This is a genomic window from Novosphingobium anseongense, from assembly GCF_037482895.1.
Classification (GTDB): domain Bacteria; phylum Pseudomonadota; class Alphaproteobacteria; order Sphingomonadales; family Sphingomonadaceae; genus Novosphingobium; species Novosphingobium anseongense.
The window spans coordinates 422,862-436,377 of the sequence record NZ_JBBHJZ010000002.1 but is presented as its reverse complement, the minus strand read 5'-3'; the positions used below and the strand labels follow the sequence as shown (position 1 = coordinate 436,377).

Sequence of the window (13,516 nt, the reverse complement as noted above, 5' to 3'; positions counted from 1 at the left end):
ACGGCGTTGAATATTCGTGGGCTCCTGCCGGCTGCCCCCCGTCTGCGTGCTTGCGAGGATTGCCGATCCGCAAATCCCGCCGCCTGCGCGTAGGTGAGGCGCCCCTCTGTTGCCCGTTCAGCCCGGAGTCAACTTTTGACTTCGGCTTATCCGATGAATCGTTCCGCCTGAGCGATGTCCAGCTCTATGATCCACAAGTCTCGATCCTGGGCTCCGCGGCGCATCACATAATCCCGGAATTCCTGTTTGTTTTCAGGATCTTCCACGCGCGATTCCTGCCATTTCCGGCTGCCGTCGAGCTGCGGCATGCGCTCGTAAGTGCGTGCGTTCGTGTCATTTTCGCACAGAACAAGCAGGATCGTTCCGGCCTCGCGTTCGCCCTTCTGGAGCACGGTCGCAAAGCCACCTTCGGCCTGGATTTGCCGAATCAGCCCCGCCGCTTCGAGATGGGCCGGAAGCCGTGAGTCCATGCTCAACGCAGCGCTTCGGCATAGCCCGCGAGCGAGGCCAGCGAGATTCGCGAACGCTGGAACGTCCCCGTACCGCGACCGATCTCCTCGCCGTCGCCGTCGATCAGTCGCGATTCGGCAACGAGCACGCGACGGCGGCCGCTGATCCAGCGGCCTTCAGCGATGACCGGACCGACGCGCACCGGCCGGGTAAAGTGGAGGTTGAACGAGGTGGTCAGCAGGAAGCGATCGGTAACCAGGGTGTTCGCCGCATAGAAGGCCGCGTCGTCGAGCATCTTGAAATAGATCGTCCCGTGCGCCGCGCCGGCTGCGTGATAATGGCGTTCCTGAACCTCGAAGGCGATCCGCGCCCGGCCTTCGCCGAGGACTTCTAGCCGGGAATCGAACAATTGGTTCACCGGGGCCGAGGCATAGAGCCCTTCGAGCGCGTGCCAGTGTAGCGCCGCACCCGAAACCTCCGGCTGCGGCGCGCTGTCAGGCGGCGTCGCGATCGATGACATTGCAGAGCAGGCCGTAGATCGCCTCGGGTCCCGGCGCGGCCGTCAGCGCCGCGTGCATTTCCTCGTCGCGCATCAGCCGCGAGATCGCCGCGAGCGCGTGGAGATGGGTGGCGCCGGCGTGCTCTGGCGAGAGCAGGCCGAAAATCAGATCGACCGGCCGGCCATCGACCGAGTCGAAGGCGACGGGCGCTTCGAGCCGGAGCAGCGCCGCGACCGGACGGGTGACGCCCGCGACGCGCGCATGCGGAATGGCGACGCCGCGGCCGAAACCGGTGCTGCCCAGCTTCTCGCGCTGTTCGATCTTGGACAGCACTTCGCCACGGTCGAGCGCGTAGACCGCGACAAAGCGATCGGCGAGCAGGCCGAGAATCGCGGACTTGCTATCGGCGCGAATGGCACCGACGGCTTCCGGAAGGAGGGTGAAGAGAGCAGCCATTACCCGTCAAACATAGTCCACCGCCCGTTGCCAGAAGGTGTAAGCACCGCGACCCCGGGGTTTCCCGGGGGCGCGGCATTTCCTGGTCTGGAAGCAGGCGCGATTGAAAGCGTCAGGACGGCTCGACCCAGCCGATCGACCCATCGCCGCGGCGGTAGACCATATTATGCTTGCCGGTACCAGCGTTTTTGAACAGCAGCGCATTGGTGTTGCGAAGGTCGAGCATCATGACAGCGTCCGAAACGGTCGCTTCGGGAACGTCGACGCGAGTCTCGGCGATGACCACCGGGGCATCGACCGTGATCTCGTCATGCTCGTCGGCCGGCTCCTCGAAAATCACATAGGCCGCATCTTCGGCCTTCTGCGCATGCGAGCTCTGCTCATGACGATCGGTCAGACGCCGCTTGTAGCGACGCAGCTGCTTGTCGATCTTGTCGGTCGCCTGGTCGAGCGCGATGTGCGCGTCCTGCGCGATACCGGCGCCCTTGAGCACCAGGCCATGCATGACGTGGGTGACGATGTCGCAGCGGAATGCACCGGCCGGCGCACGACCGAAGGTCACCTGCGACGACAGCGCGCGGCTGAAATACTTGTCCACCACGGTGGAGAGACGCTCGCTGGCATGGGATTGCAGCGCTTCGCCCGTACTCATCTGATGACCGGATACTCGGATTTCCATGGTTCATCCTCCTTTGGGCTAAGGCTAGGGTGTCTCGACGCTCCAGAGAGGAGCTTTGAGAGTCTTGATAAACTCCGCGTGGGCCGCAAGTTCCGTCTCGCTCGCCGCATGCGGTCGGGCCGGGCGGAACACGCGGTCGGTGCGGATCGTAACCGTGGTCACGATGTCGTCGCGTTGATCCGCCGCAAGTTCGAGCCCGATCTGCCGACCGCCGCGCAGCTCGACATAGACCTGTGCGAGCAGCTCGGCGTCGAGCAGGGCACCGTGCTTGGTGCGGTGACTGCGGTCGACACCGTAGCGCGTGCAGAGCGCATCGAGCGAGAGCTTCGCCCCGGGATGACGCGTGCGCGCTATGGCGACGGTATCGACCATGCGCGAGCGACAGACCGGATCGAGGCTGCAGACCGCCAGTTCGGCGTTGAGGAAGCCGAAGTCGAAACCGGCATTGTGCGCGATCAAGGGAGAGTCGCCGATGAACTCGATCAGTTCTGCGGCGCGCTCGACGAACTTCGGCTTGTCGGCGAGGAAGGCCGCGGACAGGCCGTGAACGGCCTCGGCCTCGGCCGGCATGTCGCGCTCGGGATTGAAATAGGCGTGGAACGTGTTCCCGGTCAGCACCCGGTTGACCATTTCGATGCAGCCGATTTCCACCATCCGGTCGCCGCGCTGCGGATCGAGGCCGGTCGTCTCGGTGTCGAAAATGATCTCACGCATTAGAAGGAATATCTGCCTCCGCGGCGCGAGAGGCAAGGGGAAACGGCGATTAATCGCGTCCGGTCAGCCGATGGACCAGCTGCTGCACCGTATGACGCGTCTCGGCGAGCGAAGTGCCGGTATCGACGAGATAATCTGCCCGCGCGCGCTTCTCGGCATCGGGGACCTGCAGCTTGAGGATCTGCTCGAACTTCTCGACGGTCATACCGGGCCGGGCGAGAACTCGCGCCCGCTGGGCTTCGGCCGAGGCCGATACGACGACGACGGCGTCGACCTGCTCCCAACCGCCCTTCTCGAACAGCAACGGGATGTCGAAGACGATCAGCGGGGTCTTCGCATGTTCGGCGAGGAAGGCCTGGCGCATCGCCCCGACCGCGGGATGGACGATCCGTTCGAGCCGCTTGAGCGCGTCGGCATCGCCGAAGACCGCGGCGCCGAGCTTGGGCCGATCGACCCCGTTCGGCCCCGTCGTCCCGGGAAAGGCCGCTTCGATCGCGGGGAGCAGCGCGCCGTTGGGCCCCTGCAACGCGTGAACCGCGGCATCGGCATCGAACACCGGCACGCCGAGGCCCTCGAACATCGCCGCGACCGCACTCTTGCCCATGCCGATAGAGCCGGTGAGGCCGAGAATGAAGGGGGAGCGGGCGCCGTCCTCGCTCATGCGGCCAACCGCGCCCGCAGTTCGGCGTCGTGTTCGCGCGGTGGCTTCACGCCGAAGAAATGCTCGAAGGCTTCGGCGGCCTGGCCGATCAGCATGGCCAGGCCGTCGATCGTCGCGAAACCGGCCGAGCGCGCGTTCCGGAGGAAGGCCGTGTCGAGCGGGTGGGTGACGATGTCGTAGACCACCGAACCCGGCGGGGCATGGCTGAAATCGAAAGCCAGCGCCGGCTGACCGTCCATGCCGAGCGGGCTGGCGTTGACGATCAGGTCGAGACAATCCTCACGATCGTCGAAGGTGAAATCGGTCCGGTCGGCAAAGTGGCTCAGTGCGATCGCGTGGTGGTCATTGCCTTTCGCCAACTCGTCGAGCAGCGCACGGGCCTTGGCCGCGTCGCGTCCCGCCAGGACGACGACACAGCCGCGGTCCGACAGCGCCGCGACGATCGCGCGGGCCGCGCCGCCCGTGCCGAGCACGCGCGCCATGCGGAAGTAGTGCTTGCGGTCGAGCAGGAGCCGCAACGGCTCGAGGAAACCGCCCGCGTCGGTGTTGTAGCCGATGAGCCGGCCGTCGGTGCCGCGCACCACGGTGTTGACCGCGCCGATCCGCGCCGCCAGCGGATCTATCGCATCGAGCAGCGGCATGATCGCCTGCTTGTGCGGCATCGTGACGTTGCAGCCGCGCCAGCCTTCGCGATCCCGCGCCCGCGCGACGTAGTCGGTCAGATCCGCCGGCGTAACGAGGTTGCGGCCATAGCTGCCGTCGAGCCCGAGCTTCTCGAGCCAAAAGCCGTGGATCGCGGGCGACTTGGACTGGGCGATCGGATCGCCGATCACTTCGGCATAGGGGCGGATCATCGCGGCAGAGCGTGCAGGTCGCGCAGCGCGCCGAGCACCGGCAGCAGCGGCATGCCGAGCACGGTGAAGTGATCGCCGTCGATCTCCTCGAACAGCTGCACGCCGAGCCCTTCGATGCGGAATACGCCGACGCAGCCCGCCACCGCCGGCCATTCGGCATCGAGATAGGCGGTGATGAACTCCTCGGACATCTCACGGACGTGCAGCGTGGCCGTGGCCGCATGAGTCCACAAGGTCGCACCGTCGCGCACGAGCGCTGCGGCGCTGTGCAGATGCATGACGCGTCCGGAAAAGAAGCAGAGGTGCGCCTCGGCTTCCTCGCGGCTGTGCGGCTTGTCGAAGCGCTTGCCGTCGACCGCGACCAGCGAATCGCTGCCGAGCACGAGCGCCTCACGATGCTCGCACGAGACTGCGAAGGCCTTCTGTTCGGCGAGCAGCAGCGCGATCACTTCGGGCGGCTTGCCGCTCTGGCTCTCCTCGATCGCGCGTTCGTCGATATGCGCAGGCACGGCCTCGAACACGACGCCGGCGGCCTGCAGCATCGCCTTGCGCGATCCGCTCTGCGAAGCGAGGATCAGCATGGGCTCCGCAGTCATAATGGGTTGGCTCCGGGGGCTGGCTCGCCCGCAGCGTGGCGTTCGTTGAGCAGGTTTATCACGGCGGCAGCGGTTTCCTCGATCGAGCGTCGGGTGACGTCGATCACCGGCCAGCCGTTATCGGCAAACATGCGTCGTGCGAACTGCACTTCGCGATTTACCTTCTCGATATCCACATAGGCGGTCTCGGGTGCCTGGTTGAGCGAGAGCAGGCGGTTGCGGCGCACCTGGATCAACCGTTCGGGCGCGGTGGTCAGGCCGACGATCAGCGGCCGGCGCAAGCCGAACAGCTCGGTCGGCGGCGGGCTCTCGACCACGATCGGAATGTTGGCGACCTTGTAGCCGCGGTTGGCGAGGTAGATCGAGGTCGGCGTCTTCGACGAACGCGACACCCCAGCAAGCACGATGTCGGCCTCCTCCCAGTCCTCCCAGGCAACGCCGTCGTCGTGGGCAATGGTGAACTGGATTGCCTCGACACGCTCGAAATAGGCATCGTCCATCAGGTGCTGGCGGCCGGGCTTGCCCTTGGCCTCTTGTCCGAGCACGTCCTCGAGCGCATCGGTCACGGCATCGAGCGCCGGCACCGATGGCAGGCCGAGCGCGCGGCAATGTTCTTCGAGCCGGGTGCGCGTTTCGCTGTTGACCAAGGTGAACAGCACGAGCCCGGGATTGGCGGCGATGTCGGTCATGATCCGGTCGAGATGCTGGCGCGAACGGACCATCGGCCAGAAGTGGCGGATGACGTCGGTGTCCTCGAACTGCGCGAGCGCCGCCTTGGCCACCATCTCCAGCGTTTCGCCGGTGGAATCCGACAGGAGATGGAGATGAAGACGCGACATGGATGCTCTTCTTGGACCGTGCCCTGGGGCGAGGGAAGGGCTGGGGATAAGCGCATGCATAAACCATGCGATAAGAGGTCTGACAACTTCGGCACGGGATTCGCTCCCCGATTCCCGACTCTCCCACCGCTCTTTGTGGACAGGTGGACGCGGCTACCCACAGGCTGAGGATAGGGGGGATAAGCCGTGCTTGACGGTAGGAGTCACGGAGTCGGTCCCCGCTGCCCTCTGTTCAGGACGGGACAAATCGGGCAAGGCGCCGCAAACCCCGATATCCACAGGGCCAACTGCTTACAGAATCCTTATATAAACTCTTTATTTTATTGGATTGGACCTATCCGAGATGCCCGGTCTCCTCCTGAGAACCCTGCGCGGTGAGAATGCTTCCGAGCGTCCGGTCTGGCTCATGCGCCAGGCAGGACGATACCTTCCCGAGTACCGCGCGCTGCGTGCCGAGAAGGGCGGATTCCTCGCGCTCGTCTACGATACCGACGCCGCTGCCGAGATCACGCTCCAGCCGATCCGGCGCTTCGGCTTCGACGGCGCGATCCTGTTTTCTGACATCCTGATCGTGCCCTACGCCATGGGCCAGGATCTCGAATTCCTGGTGGGCGAGGGGCCTCGGCTCTCGCCCAAGCTCGTGGACAGCACGCTGGATAGCCTCAGGGCCGTCCCTGAGCGCCTCTCGCCGATCTACGAGACCGTGTCCAAGGTCCGCGCCGGCCTCGGCGCTGGAAGGACCCTCCTGGGCTTTGCCGGCAGTCCGTGGACCGTGGCCACCTACATGGTCGCCGGCGAAGGTAGCCGCGACCAGCATGTCACGCGCGCTCTGGCCTATCGCGATCCGCAGGCGTTCCAGGCGATCATCGATGCGATCATCGCGGTCACCGTCGAATATCTCGCCGGCCAGGTCGCCGCGGGGGCGGAGGCCGTGCAGCTGTTCGATTCCTGGGCCGGCAGCCTTTCGCCGTCCGAATTCGAACGCTGGGTGATCGCGCCGAACGCGACGATCGTCACCGCGCTCAAGCGGCGTTTTCCCGAGCTTCCCGTCATCGGTTTCCCCAAGGGGGCCGGCGAGAAGCTGCCCGCCTATGCCCGCGAGACGCGCGTCGACGCGCTCGGCCTCGACGAGACGATCGATCCGCTGTGGGCGGCCAAGACCCTGCCCGAAGGCCTGCCCGTCCAGGGCAATTTCGACCCGCTGCTGCTCGAGGCCGGCGGCGCCGAGATCGACATCCAGGCGCGCCGGATCCTCGACGCCTTCGCCGACCGGCCGCACGTGTTCAACCTCGGCCACGGTATTGGCCAGCACACGCCGATCGAGCATGTCGAACAGCTGCTGGCCTTCGTCCGCGGCTGGCGGCGTCCGTAGCGGCTCGCTATGTTCAGTTCATGCAGCAGGTTCTCGCGATGACCTATCTCTGGCTCAAGGCTGGCCATATCATCTTCGTGATCTTCTGGATGGCCGGGCTGTTCATGTTGCCGCGCTATTTCGTCTACCATCAGGAGGCCGCGCCGGGTTCGCCCGAGGAAAGGCTGTGGATCGATCGCGAGCGCAAGCTGCTCAAGATCATCCTCTGGCCGGCGCTGACCGTGGTATGGGTGCTCGGCCTCGCCCTGGCCGTGTCGATCGATGCCTTCGGGCAGGGCTGGTTCCATGCCAAGCTTGCCTTCGTGCTGGCGCTGACCGCTTACCACGTCTGGCTGGCGGGCTATGCGACGGCCCTGGCCCGGGGCGAACGCAAGCTCACGGGCAAGAAGCTGCGCCTGCTCAACGAGGTGCCGGGTATCGCCGCCGCGCTGATCGTCGTGCTGGTCGTGGTCAAGCCGTTCTGACCGAAGGGGTAACCGATGTTCTCGTTCCTGCTCGCGGCCGCTGCGGCCAACCAGGTGCCCTTCTCGAAGGATCGCGACGTACGCTGCCTGGCCGCCTATCTGGTCGCGGCGGGCGAGGCGCAGGACGATGCCTCGGTCTCGGCCGAGGACAAGGCCGGCATCCAGTCGATCGTCATGTATTTCCTCGGCAAGCTGTCGGCCAGACGTCCCGATGCCGATCTGCGCGGCGAGGTCATGACGCTGGTCGGCTCGCCCGGCTATTCGGCCCTGCTCACCGCCGATATCCAGAATTGCAGCGCCGAGGCCGAGGAGCGGGGCAAATACCTGTCGAGTTTCGGTGACACGCCCGATCCCGCGAAACCCGCCGCAGCGAAGCCCTAGTTCGGCGCGCACGCAATTGACGCCGGCGCGGCGTCCACCTATGTAGGACACCGTCTCTACCGGCAGATGACGGCGATTTTTCGCGCCATCACGATCCGCTTTCTCCAAGCCCTTCGATCGGCCGGCCATCCAGACGCTCAAACATCCGCAAAATCGGACTCACAATGCATCTCAAAGAACTCAAGAAGAAAACCGCTGCCGAGCTGGTCGAAATGGCCGAAGAGCTCGAGATCGAAGGCGCATCGACCCTGCGCCGCCAAGACCTGATGTTCGCCATCCTCAAGGAAGTGGCGGAAGACGGCGAGGAAATCATGGGCCTCGGCACGATCGAGGTCCTGACCGACGGCTTCGGCTTCCTGCGCAGCCCCGAGGCGAACTATCTCGCCGGTCCCGACGACATCTACGTCTCGCCGAACCAGGTCCGCAAATGGGGCCTGCGTACGGGTGATACGGTCGAAGGCGAAATTCGCGCGCCCAAGGACGGCGAGCGCTATTTTGCCCTGACCAAGCTGACCAAGGTCAACTTCGACGATCCCGACGCCGTGCGTCATCGCGTCAACTTCGACAACCTGACCCCGCTCTATCCCGACGAGCGCCTCATCCTCGACACGTCGGACCCGACGCTCAAGGACAAGTCGGCGCGCGTGATCGATCTGATCAGCCCGCAGGGCAAGGGCCAGCGCGCGCTGATCGTCGCGCCGCCGCGTACGGGTAAGACCGTCCTGCTCCAGAACATCGCCAAGGCCATCACCGACAACCATCCCGAAGTCTTCCTGCTGGTCCTGCTCGTCGACGAGCGTCCCGAGGAAGTCACGGACATGCAGCGCTCGGTGAAGGGCGAGGTCATCTCCTCGACCTTCGACGAACCCGCGCAGCGCCACGTCCAGGTCGCCGAGATGGTCATCGAGAAGGCCAAGCGCCTCGTCGAGCACAAGCGCGACGTCGTCATCCTGCTCGATTCGATCACGCGTCTGGGCCGTGCCTACAACACCGTGGTGCCGAGCTCGGGCAAGGTCCTGACCGGCGGTGTCGACGCCAACGCCCTGCAGCGTCCCAAGCGCTTCTTCGGTGCGGCGCGCAACATCGAGGAGGGCGGTTCGCTCTCGATCATCGCCACGGCCCTGATCGACACGGGCAGCCGCATGGACGAGGTCATCTTCGAAGAGTTCAAGGGCACGGGTAACTCCGAAATCGTCCTCGATCGCAAGGTTTCGGACAAGCGCATCTTCCCGGCGCTCGACATCGGCAAGTCGGGCACACGCAAGGAAGAGCTGCTGGTTCCCAAGGACCAGCTCTCGAAGATGTGGGTCCTGCGCCGTATTCTCATGAACATGGGTACGATCGACGCGATGGAATTCCTGCTCGACAAGCTGAAGGACTCGAAGACCAACGAGGACTTCTTCGCGACCATGAACCAGTAAGCGCGGAGCATGATGGACCTCGCTCTCCTCGCCGCGGCGGCTTCGGCCGCTGCACCCGATCTCACGGCCGGCAACATCTGGGACCTGATCGTCAAGGACTTCGCCAACATCGGCACGCCGACGGCCCTCGCGGCCTTCGCGCAAGTGCTGATGATCGACATTGTCCTGGCCGGCGACAACGCGATCGTCGTCGGCGCGCTGGCGGCGGGTCTGCCGGACTCGCAGCGCAAGAAGGTCATCGCCATCGGCGTGCTCGCCGCGCTGGTGCTGCGCGTGATCTTCGCGCTGACCGTGACCTGGCTGCTCGGCATCGTCGGCCTGGTCCTTGCGGGCGGCGTCCTGCTGCTCTGGGTGGCCTGGCGCATGTACCGCGACATCCAGGGCCATAGCGGCGCCGAACAGTCGCCGGGCTCGCCCGAGATCGAAGGCGACGAGAAATCGGGCCTGACCGCGTCGAAGAGCTTCGCCTCGGCCGCCTGGGCCGTCGCCGTCGCCGACGTCTCGATGAGCCTCGACAATGTGCTCGCCGTCGCCGGCGCGGCGCGCGAGCATCCGGGCATCCTAATCGTCGGGCTGATCTTCGCGGTCGCGCTGATGGGCGTCGCGGCGAACATCATCGCCAAGTACATCGAGCGCTATCGCTGGATCGGCTGGATCGGTCTTGTCGTGATTCTCTACGTCGCGGTGAAGATGATCATCGACGGCTGGGCGGAAGTGACGCCCTACGTTTTCGGATAACGACGTTTTCGAACAAACGGAAAGGCCGGCGAGGGAAACCCCGCCGGCCTTTTTCGTTCGCGCTCTGACCTGAGGTCAGGGTAGCAAAATCGTCGATCCCGTCGTCTTGCGCGCCTCGAGCGCGCGGTGCGATTCCGCGGCCTCGGCGAGGGCGAAACGCTGGCCGATCACGGCCTTGACCACGCCGCGTTGCATGCGGTCGAAGAGCCGTTGTGCCGTATGCGCGAGGTCGGCAGGGGTGGCGATATAGTCGGCCAGGGTCGGCCGGGTGGCATAGAGCGAACCGCCGCGCATGAGCTCGAGCAGGCTCACCGGCGGCACCGCGCCCGAGGCATTGCCATAGCTCGCGATCAGCCCGCGCCGCTTGAGGCAGGCGAGCGAGGCCGCCCAGGAATCCTTGCCAACGCCGTCGTAGACCGCGTCTACCCCATTGGGCACGATTTTGCGAACGTGCTGTACCACATCGGTGAACGATCCGGTCAGACTGTGATCGGCGTCGACGCTCGCGGCCTTCTCGGGCGTGCCGGCGTGAGCGATCACGACCACGCCTTTGTCGCGCAGCCAGGGAACGAGAATCGAACCGACCCCGCCTGCCGCCGAATGCACGAGCGCGACCTGGCCGGGCTGCAGCGAAATCGTGTCTTCGGCCAGATAGCAGGCGGTGAAGCCCTTCAGCATCGTCGCCGCCGCATCTTCGGACGAAATGCCGTCAGGGATCGCGACGATCCGATCGGCGGGCAGGATCCGGTGCGTGGCATAAGCGCCCGGCGCGGAAACCGAGCCGACCCGGTCGCCCACGACAAAGTCGCCTACCCCGCGGCCCAGCGCGACCACCGTGCCCACGCTCTCGGAGCCGAGCGCGATGGGGAAGGGGGCGTCGTAGAGGCCCGTCCGAAAATAGGTGTCGATGAAGTTGAGGCCGATCGCCTCGTTCGCCACCAGCACTTCGCCCGGACCGGGCTGGCCCGGGTCGAAGTCCTCGCGCTCGATCACTTCAGGCCCGCCGAACTTGCGGACCACCATGCGCCAGGGCTGGGTCACGGCTCAGCCCAGATGCTGCGCGAAGAAGTCCGCGGTGCGCTTGTCCGCGAGCTTCGCGGCCTCTTCGTTGCGGCGCACGCCGTGCTCGGCGGCGAAGCCGTGATCGAGGCCCTCGTAGTCGTAGAGCGTGACATGCGGATTGTTGTCGAGGCCTGCATGCATCGCCTTCTGCGCTTCGGGCGAGACGAAGCCGTCGGCCGTCGGCACGTGGAGCAGCAGCGCCTTGGCGATCGCGTGCGACTCGCCCAGTATCTGGTCGATGCCCACGCCGTAGTAGCCTACCGAGGCGTCGATATCGGTGCGCGCGGCGGCCATGTAGGCGACCTTTCCGCCCATGCAGAAGCCGACGAGCCCGACCTTGGCGACGCCCTGTTCGCGACGAATCCAGTGGATCACGGCTTCGACGTCCTGGATCCCCAGGTCGAAGTCGTGCTTCATCATGTAGCCGACGGCTTCCTGGAACTGCTCGGGAATGTCGGAATCGAGTTCGATGCCCGGCTTTTGGCGCCAGAACACGTCGTGCGCCACGGCGAGATAGCCCTGGGCCGCCCAGTCCTCGACCTTCTTCTCGATACCGGGATTTACCCCGAAGATTTCCTGGATGACGATGATCGCACCGCGCGGCGTGCCTGCCGGCTTGGCGACATAGGCGGGGATGGTGCCGGCGCCGTCGAGCGTCGGGAGCGTCGTGTTGGTCGTCATCGGGGCTCTCCTGCGGGGTAGGGGGTCGCTATTCCTAGGCCCCGGCGATGGACTTTGCCAAGGGCGTGTGTCACCCATGCTACATCCGCGCAAAGCCCGAGGAAGCGTCATGAAAGTCAATGTCGAGATCGATTGCTCGCCCGAGGAAGCGCGGCGGTTCCTGGGCCTGCCCGACGTCAGCAAGGCGAATGAGGCCTATGTCGACGCGACGATGAAAGCGATGCAGGGTGTCGGCTCCTTCGAGCAGCTGCAGGAATATGCCAAGCAGCTCGCGCCGATGGGGCAGATGGGCATGAAGCTGTTCGAGCAGTTCCTGTCGGCCGGCGGAGTCGGCTCGAAGAAATAGCCGCTCCGCGTGATGCTGCCCCGGCCATGACCGATACGATCTTCGCGCTGTCGAGTGGCGCGCCGCCCGCGGCCATCGGCGTCGTCCGGATCAGCGGGTCGCGCGCGGGCGAGGCGCTGATCACGCTCGCGGGCGCGCTGACCCCGCCACGTCACGCCGCGTTCCGTCGCTTGCGCGATCGCGCAGGGGCCGTGCTCGACGAGGCGCTGGTGCTCTGGCTGCCGGGGCCCGGAACCGCGACCGGTGAAGACACGGTCGAACTCCATTGCCATGGCGGCCGGGCGGTGATCGCCGCGGTCGAGACAGCGCTCGAAGCCTGCGGCCTGCGTCGCGCCACCGCTGGCGAATTCACCCGTCGCGCCTTTGCTCACGGCCGCATCGATCTCGCCGAAGCCGAAGGCCTCGCCGATCTGCTCGCGGCCGAGACCGAGCTTCAGCGCAAGAGCGCGCTGGCCATGGCCGGCGGTGCTTTCTCCCGCCAGGTCGAGCTTTGGCGCGAACGCGTGTTGGCGGCCTCGGCGGCGGTCGAAGCCGTGCTCGACTTCGCCGACGAGGACGACGTCGCGGTGCTGCCCGATGACTTTGCCGCGCGGCTCGAAGCGCTCGAGGGGGAGATCGGTGAGTGGCTCGAACGTCCGCGCGCCGAAGCGCTGCGCGAGGGGTTCCGCGTCGTGCTCGCCGGCCCGCCGAATGCGGGCAAGTCGACCTTGTTCAACGCGCTCGTCGAGAGCGAGGCGGCGATCACCGCGCCGAAAGCAGGAACCACGCGCGACGTTCTGACGCGGCCTGTGGCGATCGCGGGCGTGCCGTTCCTGTTCGTCGACACGGCCGGGCTGCGTGACGAAGCCGGGGATGCGATCGAAGCGGTCGGCGTCGAACGCGCGCGCGATGAACTCGGCCAGGCCGACCTAGTGCTGTGGCTCGGCGACGAGGGCGGAGGGCCCGAGGCCGCATGGGAGGTCGAGCCGCAGGCCGATCGCGCCGATCGCACGACCAAGGCGGCGCCGCGGCATCGTGTGTCGGCGGTGACGGGGCAGGGTGTGCCCGAGCTCCGCGCCGATCTCGTCGCCACGGCGCGGGGCCATCTGCCCAAGCCGGGCGAGGCGGCGCTCAATCGACGACAGCATGGTTTGCTCGCGCAGGCGCGCGCGGCGCTTGCCGATGCGCGCTCTGTCCGGGATCCGCTTCTCGTCGCGGAAAATCTCCGCCGCGCGCGACTGGCCTTCGATGCGATGATCGGCCGCGCCACCACCGAGGACATGCTCGATGCGCTGTTTGGGCGCTTTTGCATCGGCAAGTGAG

Annotated in this window: 18 protein-coding genes; 7 read left to right on the top strand and 11 right to left on the bottom strand. The window is 66.0% G+C overall.

Features of this window, described 5'->3' with window-relative positions; all coding sequences use genetic code 11:
* Positions 1 to 146: 146 nt before the first annotated feature.
* From WG901_RS10750 to WG901_RS10710, 9 genes are all read right to left on the bottom strand, one after another.
* Positions 147 to 470: a DUF1491 family protein gene (locus tag WG901_RS10750; protein WP_339587065.1), complete on the bottom strand. Its 324-nt coding sequence runs from the start codon at positions 468 to 470 to the stop codon at positions 147 to 149.
* A 2-nt stretch (positions 471 to 472) separates the two neighbouring features.
* A complete protein-coding gene (locus WG901_RS10745) occupies positions 473 to 970 on the bottom strand; it encodes a PaaI family thioesterase (protein WP_339587064.1) in 498 nt (165 codons plus the stop codon).
* Positions 945 to 1,406 carry a PTS sugar transporter subunit IIA gene (locus tag WG901_RS10740; RefSeq protein ID WP_339587063.1) on the bottom strand — a complete coding sequence of 154 codons (462 nt, stop codon included), beginning with the start codon at positions 1,404 to 1,406 and terminating at the stop codon, positions 945 to 947. The genes WG901_RS10745 and WG901_RS10740 overlap by 26 nt, the downstream gene beginning before the upstream one ends.
* A gap of 112 nt (positions 1,407 to 1,518) precedes the next feature.
* Positions 1,519 to 2,085, bottom strand: a complete 567-nt coding sequence (gene hpf / locus WG901_RS10735) for a ribosome hibernation-promoting factor, HPF/YfiA family (protein ID WP_339587062.1) — start codon at positions 2,083 to 2,085, stop codon at positions 1,519 to 1,521.
* Between the two features lie 24 nt (positions 2,086 to 2,109).
* Positions 2,110 to 2,799, bottom strand: a complete 690-nt coding sequence (dnaQ, locus tag WG901_RS10730) for a DNA polymerase III subunit epsilon (protein WP_339587061.1) — start codon at positions 2,797 to 2,799, stop codon at positions 2,110 to 2,112.
* Positions 2,800 to 2,848: 49 nt separating this feature from the next.
* Entirely contained in the window at positions 2,849 to 3,460 is a 612-nt protein-coding gene (gene coaE, locus WG901_RS10725) for a dephospho-CoA kinase (protein WP_339587060.1), read from the bottom strand.
* The gene (gene aroE, locus WG901_RS10720; RefSeq protein WP_339587059.1) at positions 3,457 to 4,314 is read right to left on the bottom strand and encodes a shikimate dehydrogenase; all 858 of its coding nucleotides are present in this window, start codon (positions 4,312 to 4,314) and stop codon (positions 3,457 to 3,459) included. Before aroE ends, coaE begins: the two co-directional genes overlap by 4 nt.
* Complete coding sequence (locus tag WG901_RS10715; protein WP_339587702.1) at positions 4,311 to 4,895, bottom strand: Maf family protein; 585 nt, start codon at positions 4,893 to 4,895, stop codon at positions 4,311 to 4,313. The genes aroE and WG901_RS10715 overlap by 4 nt, the downstream gene beginning before the upstream one ends.
* 11 nt (positions 4,896 to 4,906) lie before the next feature.
* Positions 4,907 to 5,749, bottom strand: a complete 843-nt coding sequence (locus WG901_RS10710; protein ID WP_339587058.1) for a pyruvate, water dikinase regulatory protein — start codon at positions 5,747 to 5,749, stop codon at positions 4,907 to 4,909.
* Between the two features lie 343 nt (positions 5,750 to 6,092).
* Here WG901_RS10710 and hemE point away from each other — a divergent pair, with 343 nt between their 5' ends.
* The 5 genes from hemE (at position 6,093) to WG901_RS10685 (ending at position 10,125) form a co-directional block, all read left to right on the top strand.
* Positions 6,093 to 7,121 carry a uroporphyrinogen decarboxylase gene (hemE, locus tag WG901_RS10705; RefSeq protein WP_339587057.1) on the top strand — a complete coding sequence of 343 codons (1,029 nt, stop codon included), beginning with the start codon at positions 6,093 to 6,095 and terminating at the stop codon, positions 7,119 to 7,121.
* Positions 7,122 to 7,141: 20 nt separating this feature from the next.
* Entirely contained in the window at positions 7,142 to 7,585 is a 444-nt protein-coding gene (locus tag WG901_RS10700; protein WP_339587056.1) for a CopD family protein, read from the top strand.
* A 15-nt stretch (positions 7,586 to 7,600) separates the two neighbouring features.
* Positions 7,601 to 7,966, top strand: a complete 366-nt coding sequence (locus WG901_RS10695) for a hypothetical protein (protein WP_339587055.1) — start codon at positions 7,601 to 7,603, stop codon at positions 7,964 to 7,966.
* Positions 7,967 to 8,130: 164 nt separating this feature from the next.
* The gene (gene rho, locus WG901_RS10690) at positions 8,131 to 9,387 is read left to right on the top strand and encodes a transcription termination factor Rho (protein WP_339587054.1); all 1,257 of its coding nucleotides are present in this window, start codon (positions 8,131 to 8,133) and stop codon (positions 9,385 to 9,387) included.
* Between the two features lie 9 nt (positions 9,388 to 9,396).
* On the top strand, positions 9,397 to 10,125 hold the full coding sequence (locus tag WG901_RS10685; protein ID WP_339587053.1) for a YjbE family putative metal transport protein: 729 nt from the start codon (positions 9,397 to 9,399) through the stop codon (positions 10,123 to 10,125).
* A 75-nt stretch (positions 10,126 to 10,200) separates the two neighbouring features.
* Here the strand turns inward: WG901_RS10685 and WG901_RS10680 are convergent, their stop codons facing one another.
* Together WG901_RS10680 and WG901_RS10675 are read right to left on the bottom strand one after the other, a co-directional pair.
* A complete protein-coding gene (locus tag WG901_RS10680; RefSeq protein ID WP_339587701.1) occupies positions 10,201 to 11,148 on the bottom strand; it encodes a quinone oxidoreductase family protein in 948 nt (315 codons plus the stop codon).
* A gap of 21 nt (positions 11,149 to 11,169) precedes the next feature.
* Positions 11,170 to 11,868 carry a dienelactone hydrolase family protein gene (locus WG901_RS10675; RefSeq protein ID WP_339587052.1) on the bottom strand — a complete coding sequence of 233 codons (699 nt, stop codon included), beginning with the start codon at positions 11,866 to 11,868 and terminating at the stop codon, positions 11,170 to 11,172.
* Positions 11,869 to 11,977: 109 nt separating this feature from the next.
* On the opposite strand from WG901_RS10675, the gene WG901_RS10670 reads away from it, so the two are divergent.
* Positions 11,978 to 12,214, top strand: coding sequence for a DUF6489 family protein (locus WG901_RS10670; RefSeq protein ID WP_339587051.1), 237 nt, complete (start codon positions 11,978 to 11,980; stop codon positions 12,212 to 12,214).
* Between the two features lie 26 nt (positions 12,215 to 12,240).
* Positions 12,241 to 13,515 (top strand): tRNA uridine-5-carboxymethylaminomethyl(34) synthesis GTPase MnmE, encoded by a 1,275-nt coding sequence (mnmE, locus tag WG901_RS10665; RefSeq protein ID WP_339587050.1) that lies wholly within the window; start codon positions 12,241 to 12,243, stop codon positions 13,513 to 13,515.
* Position 13,516 lies beyond the last annotated feature (1 nt).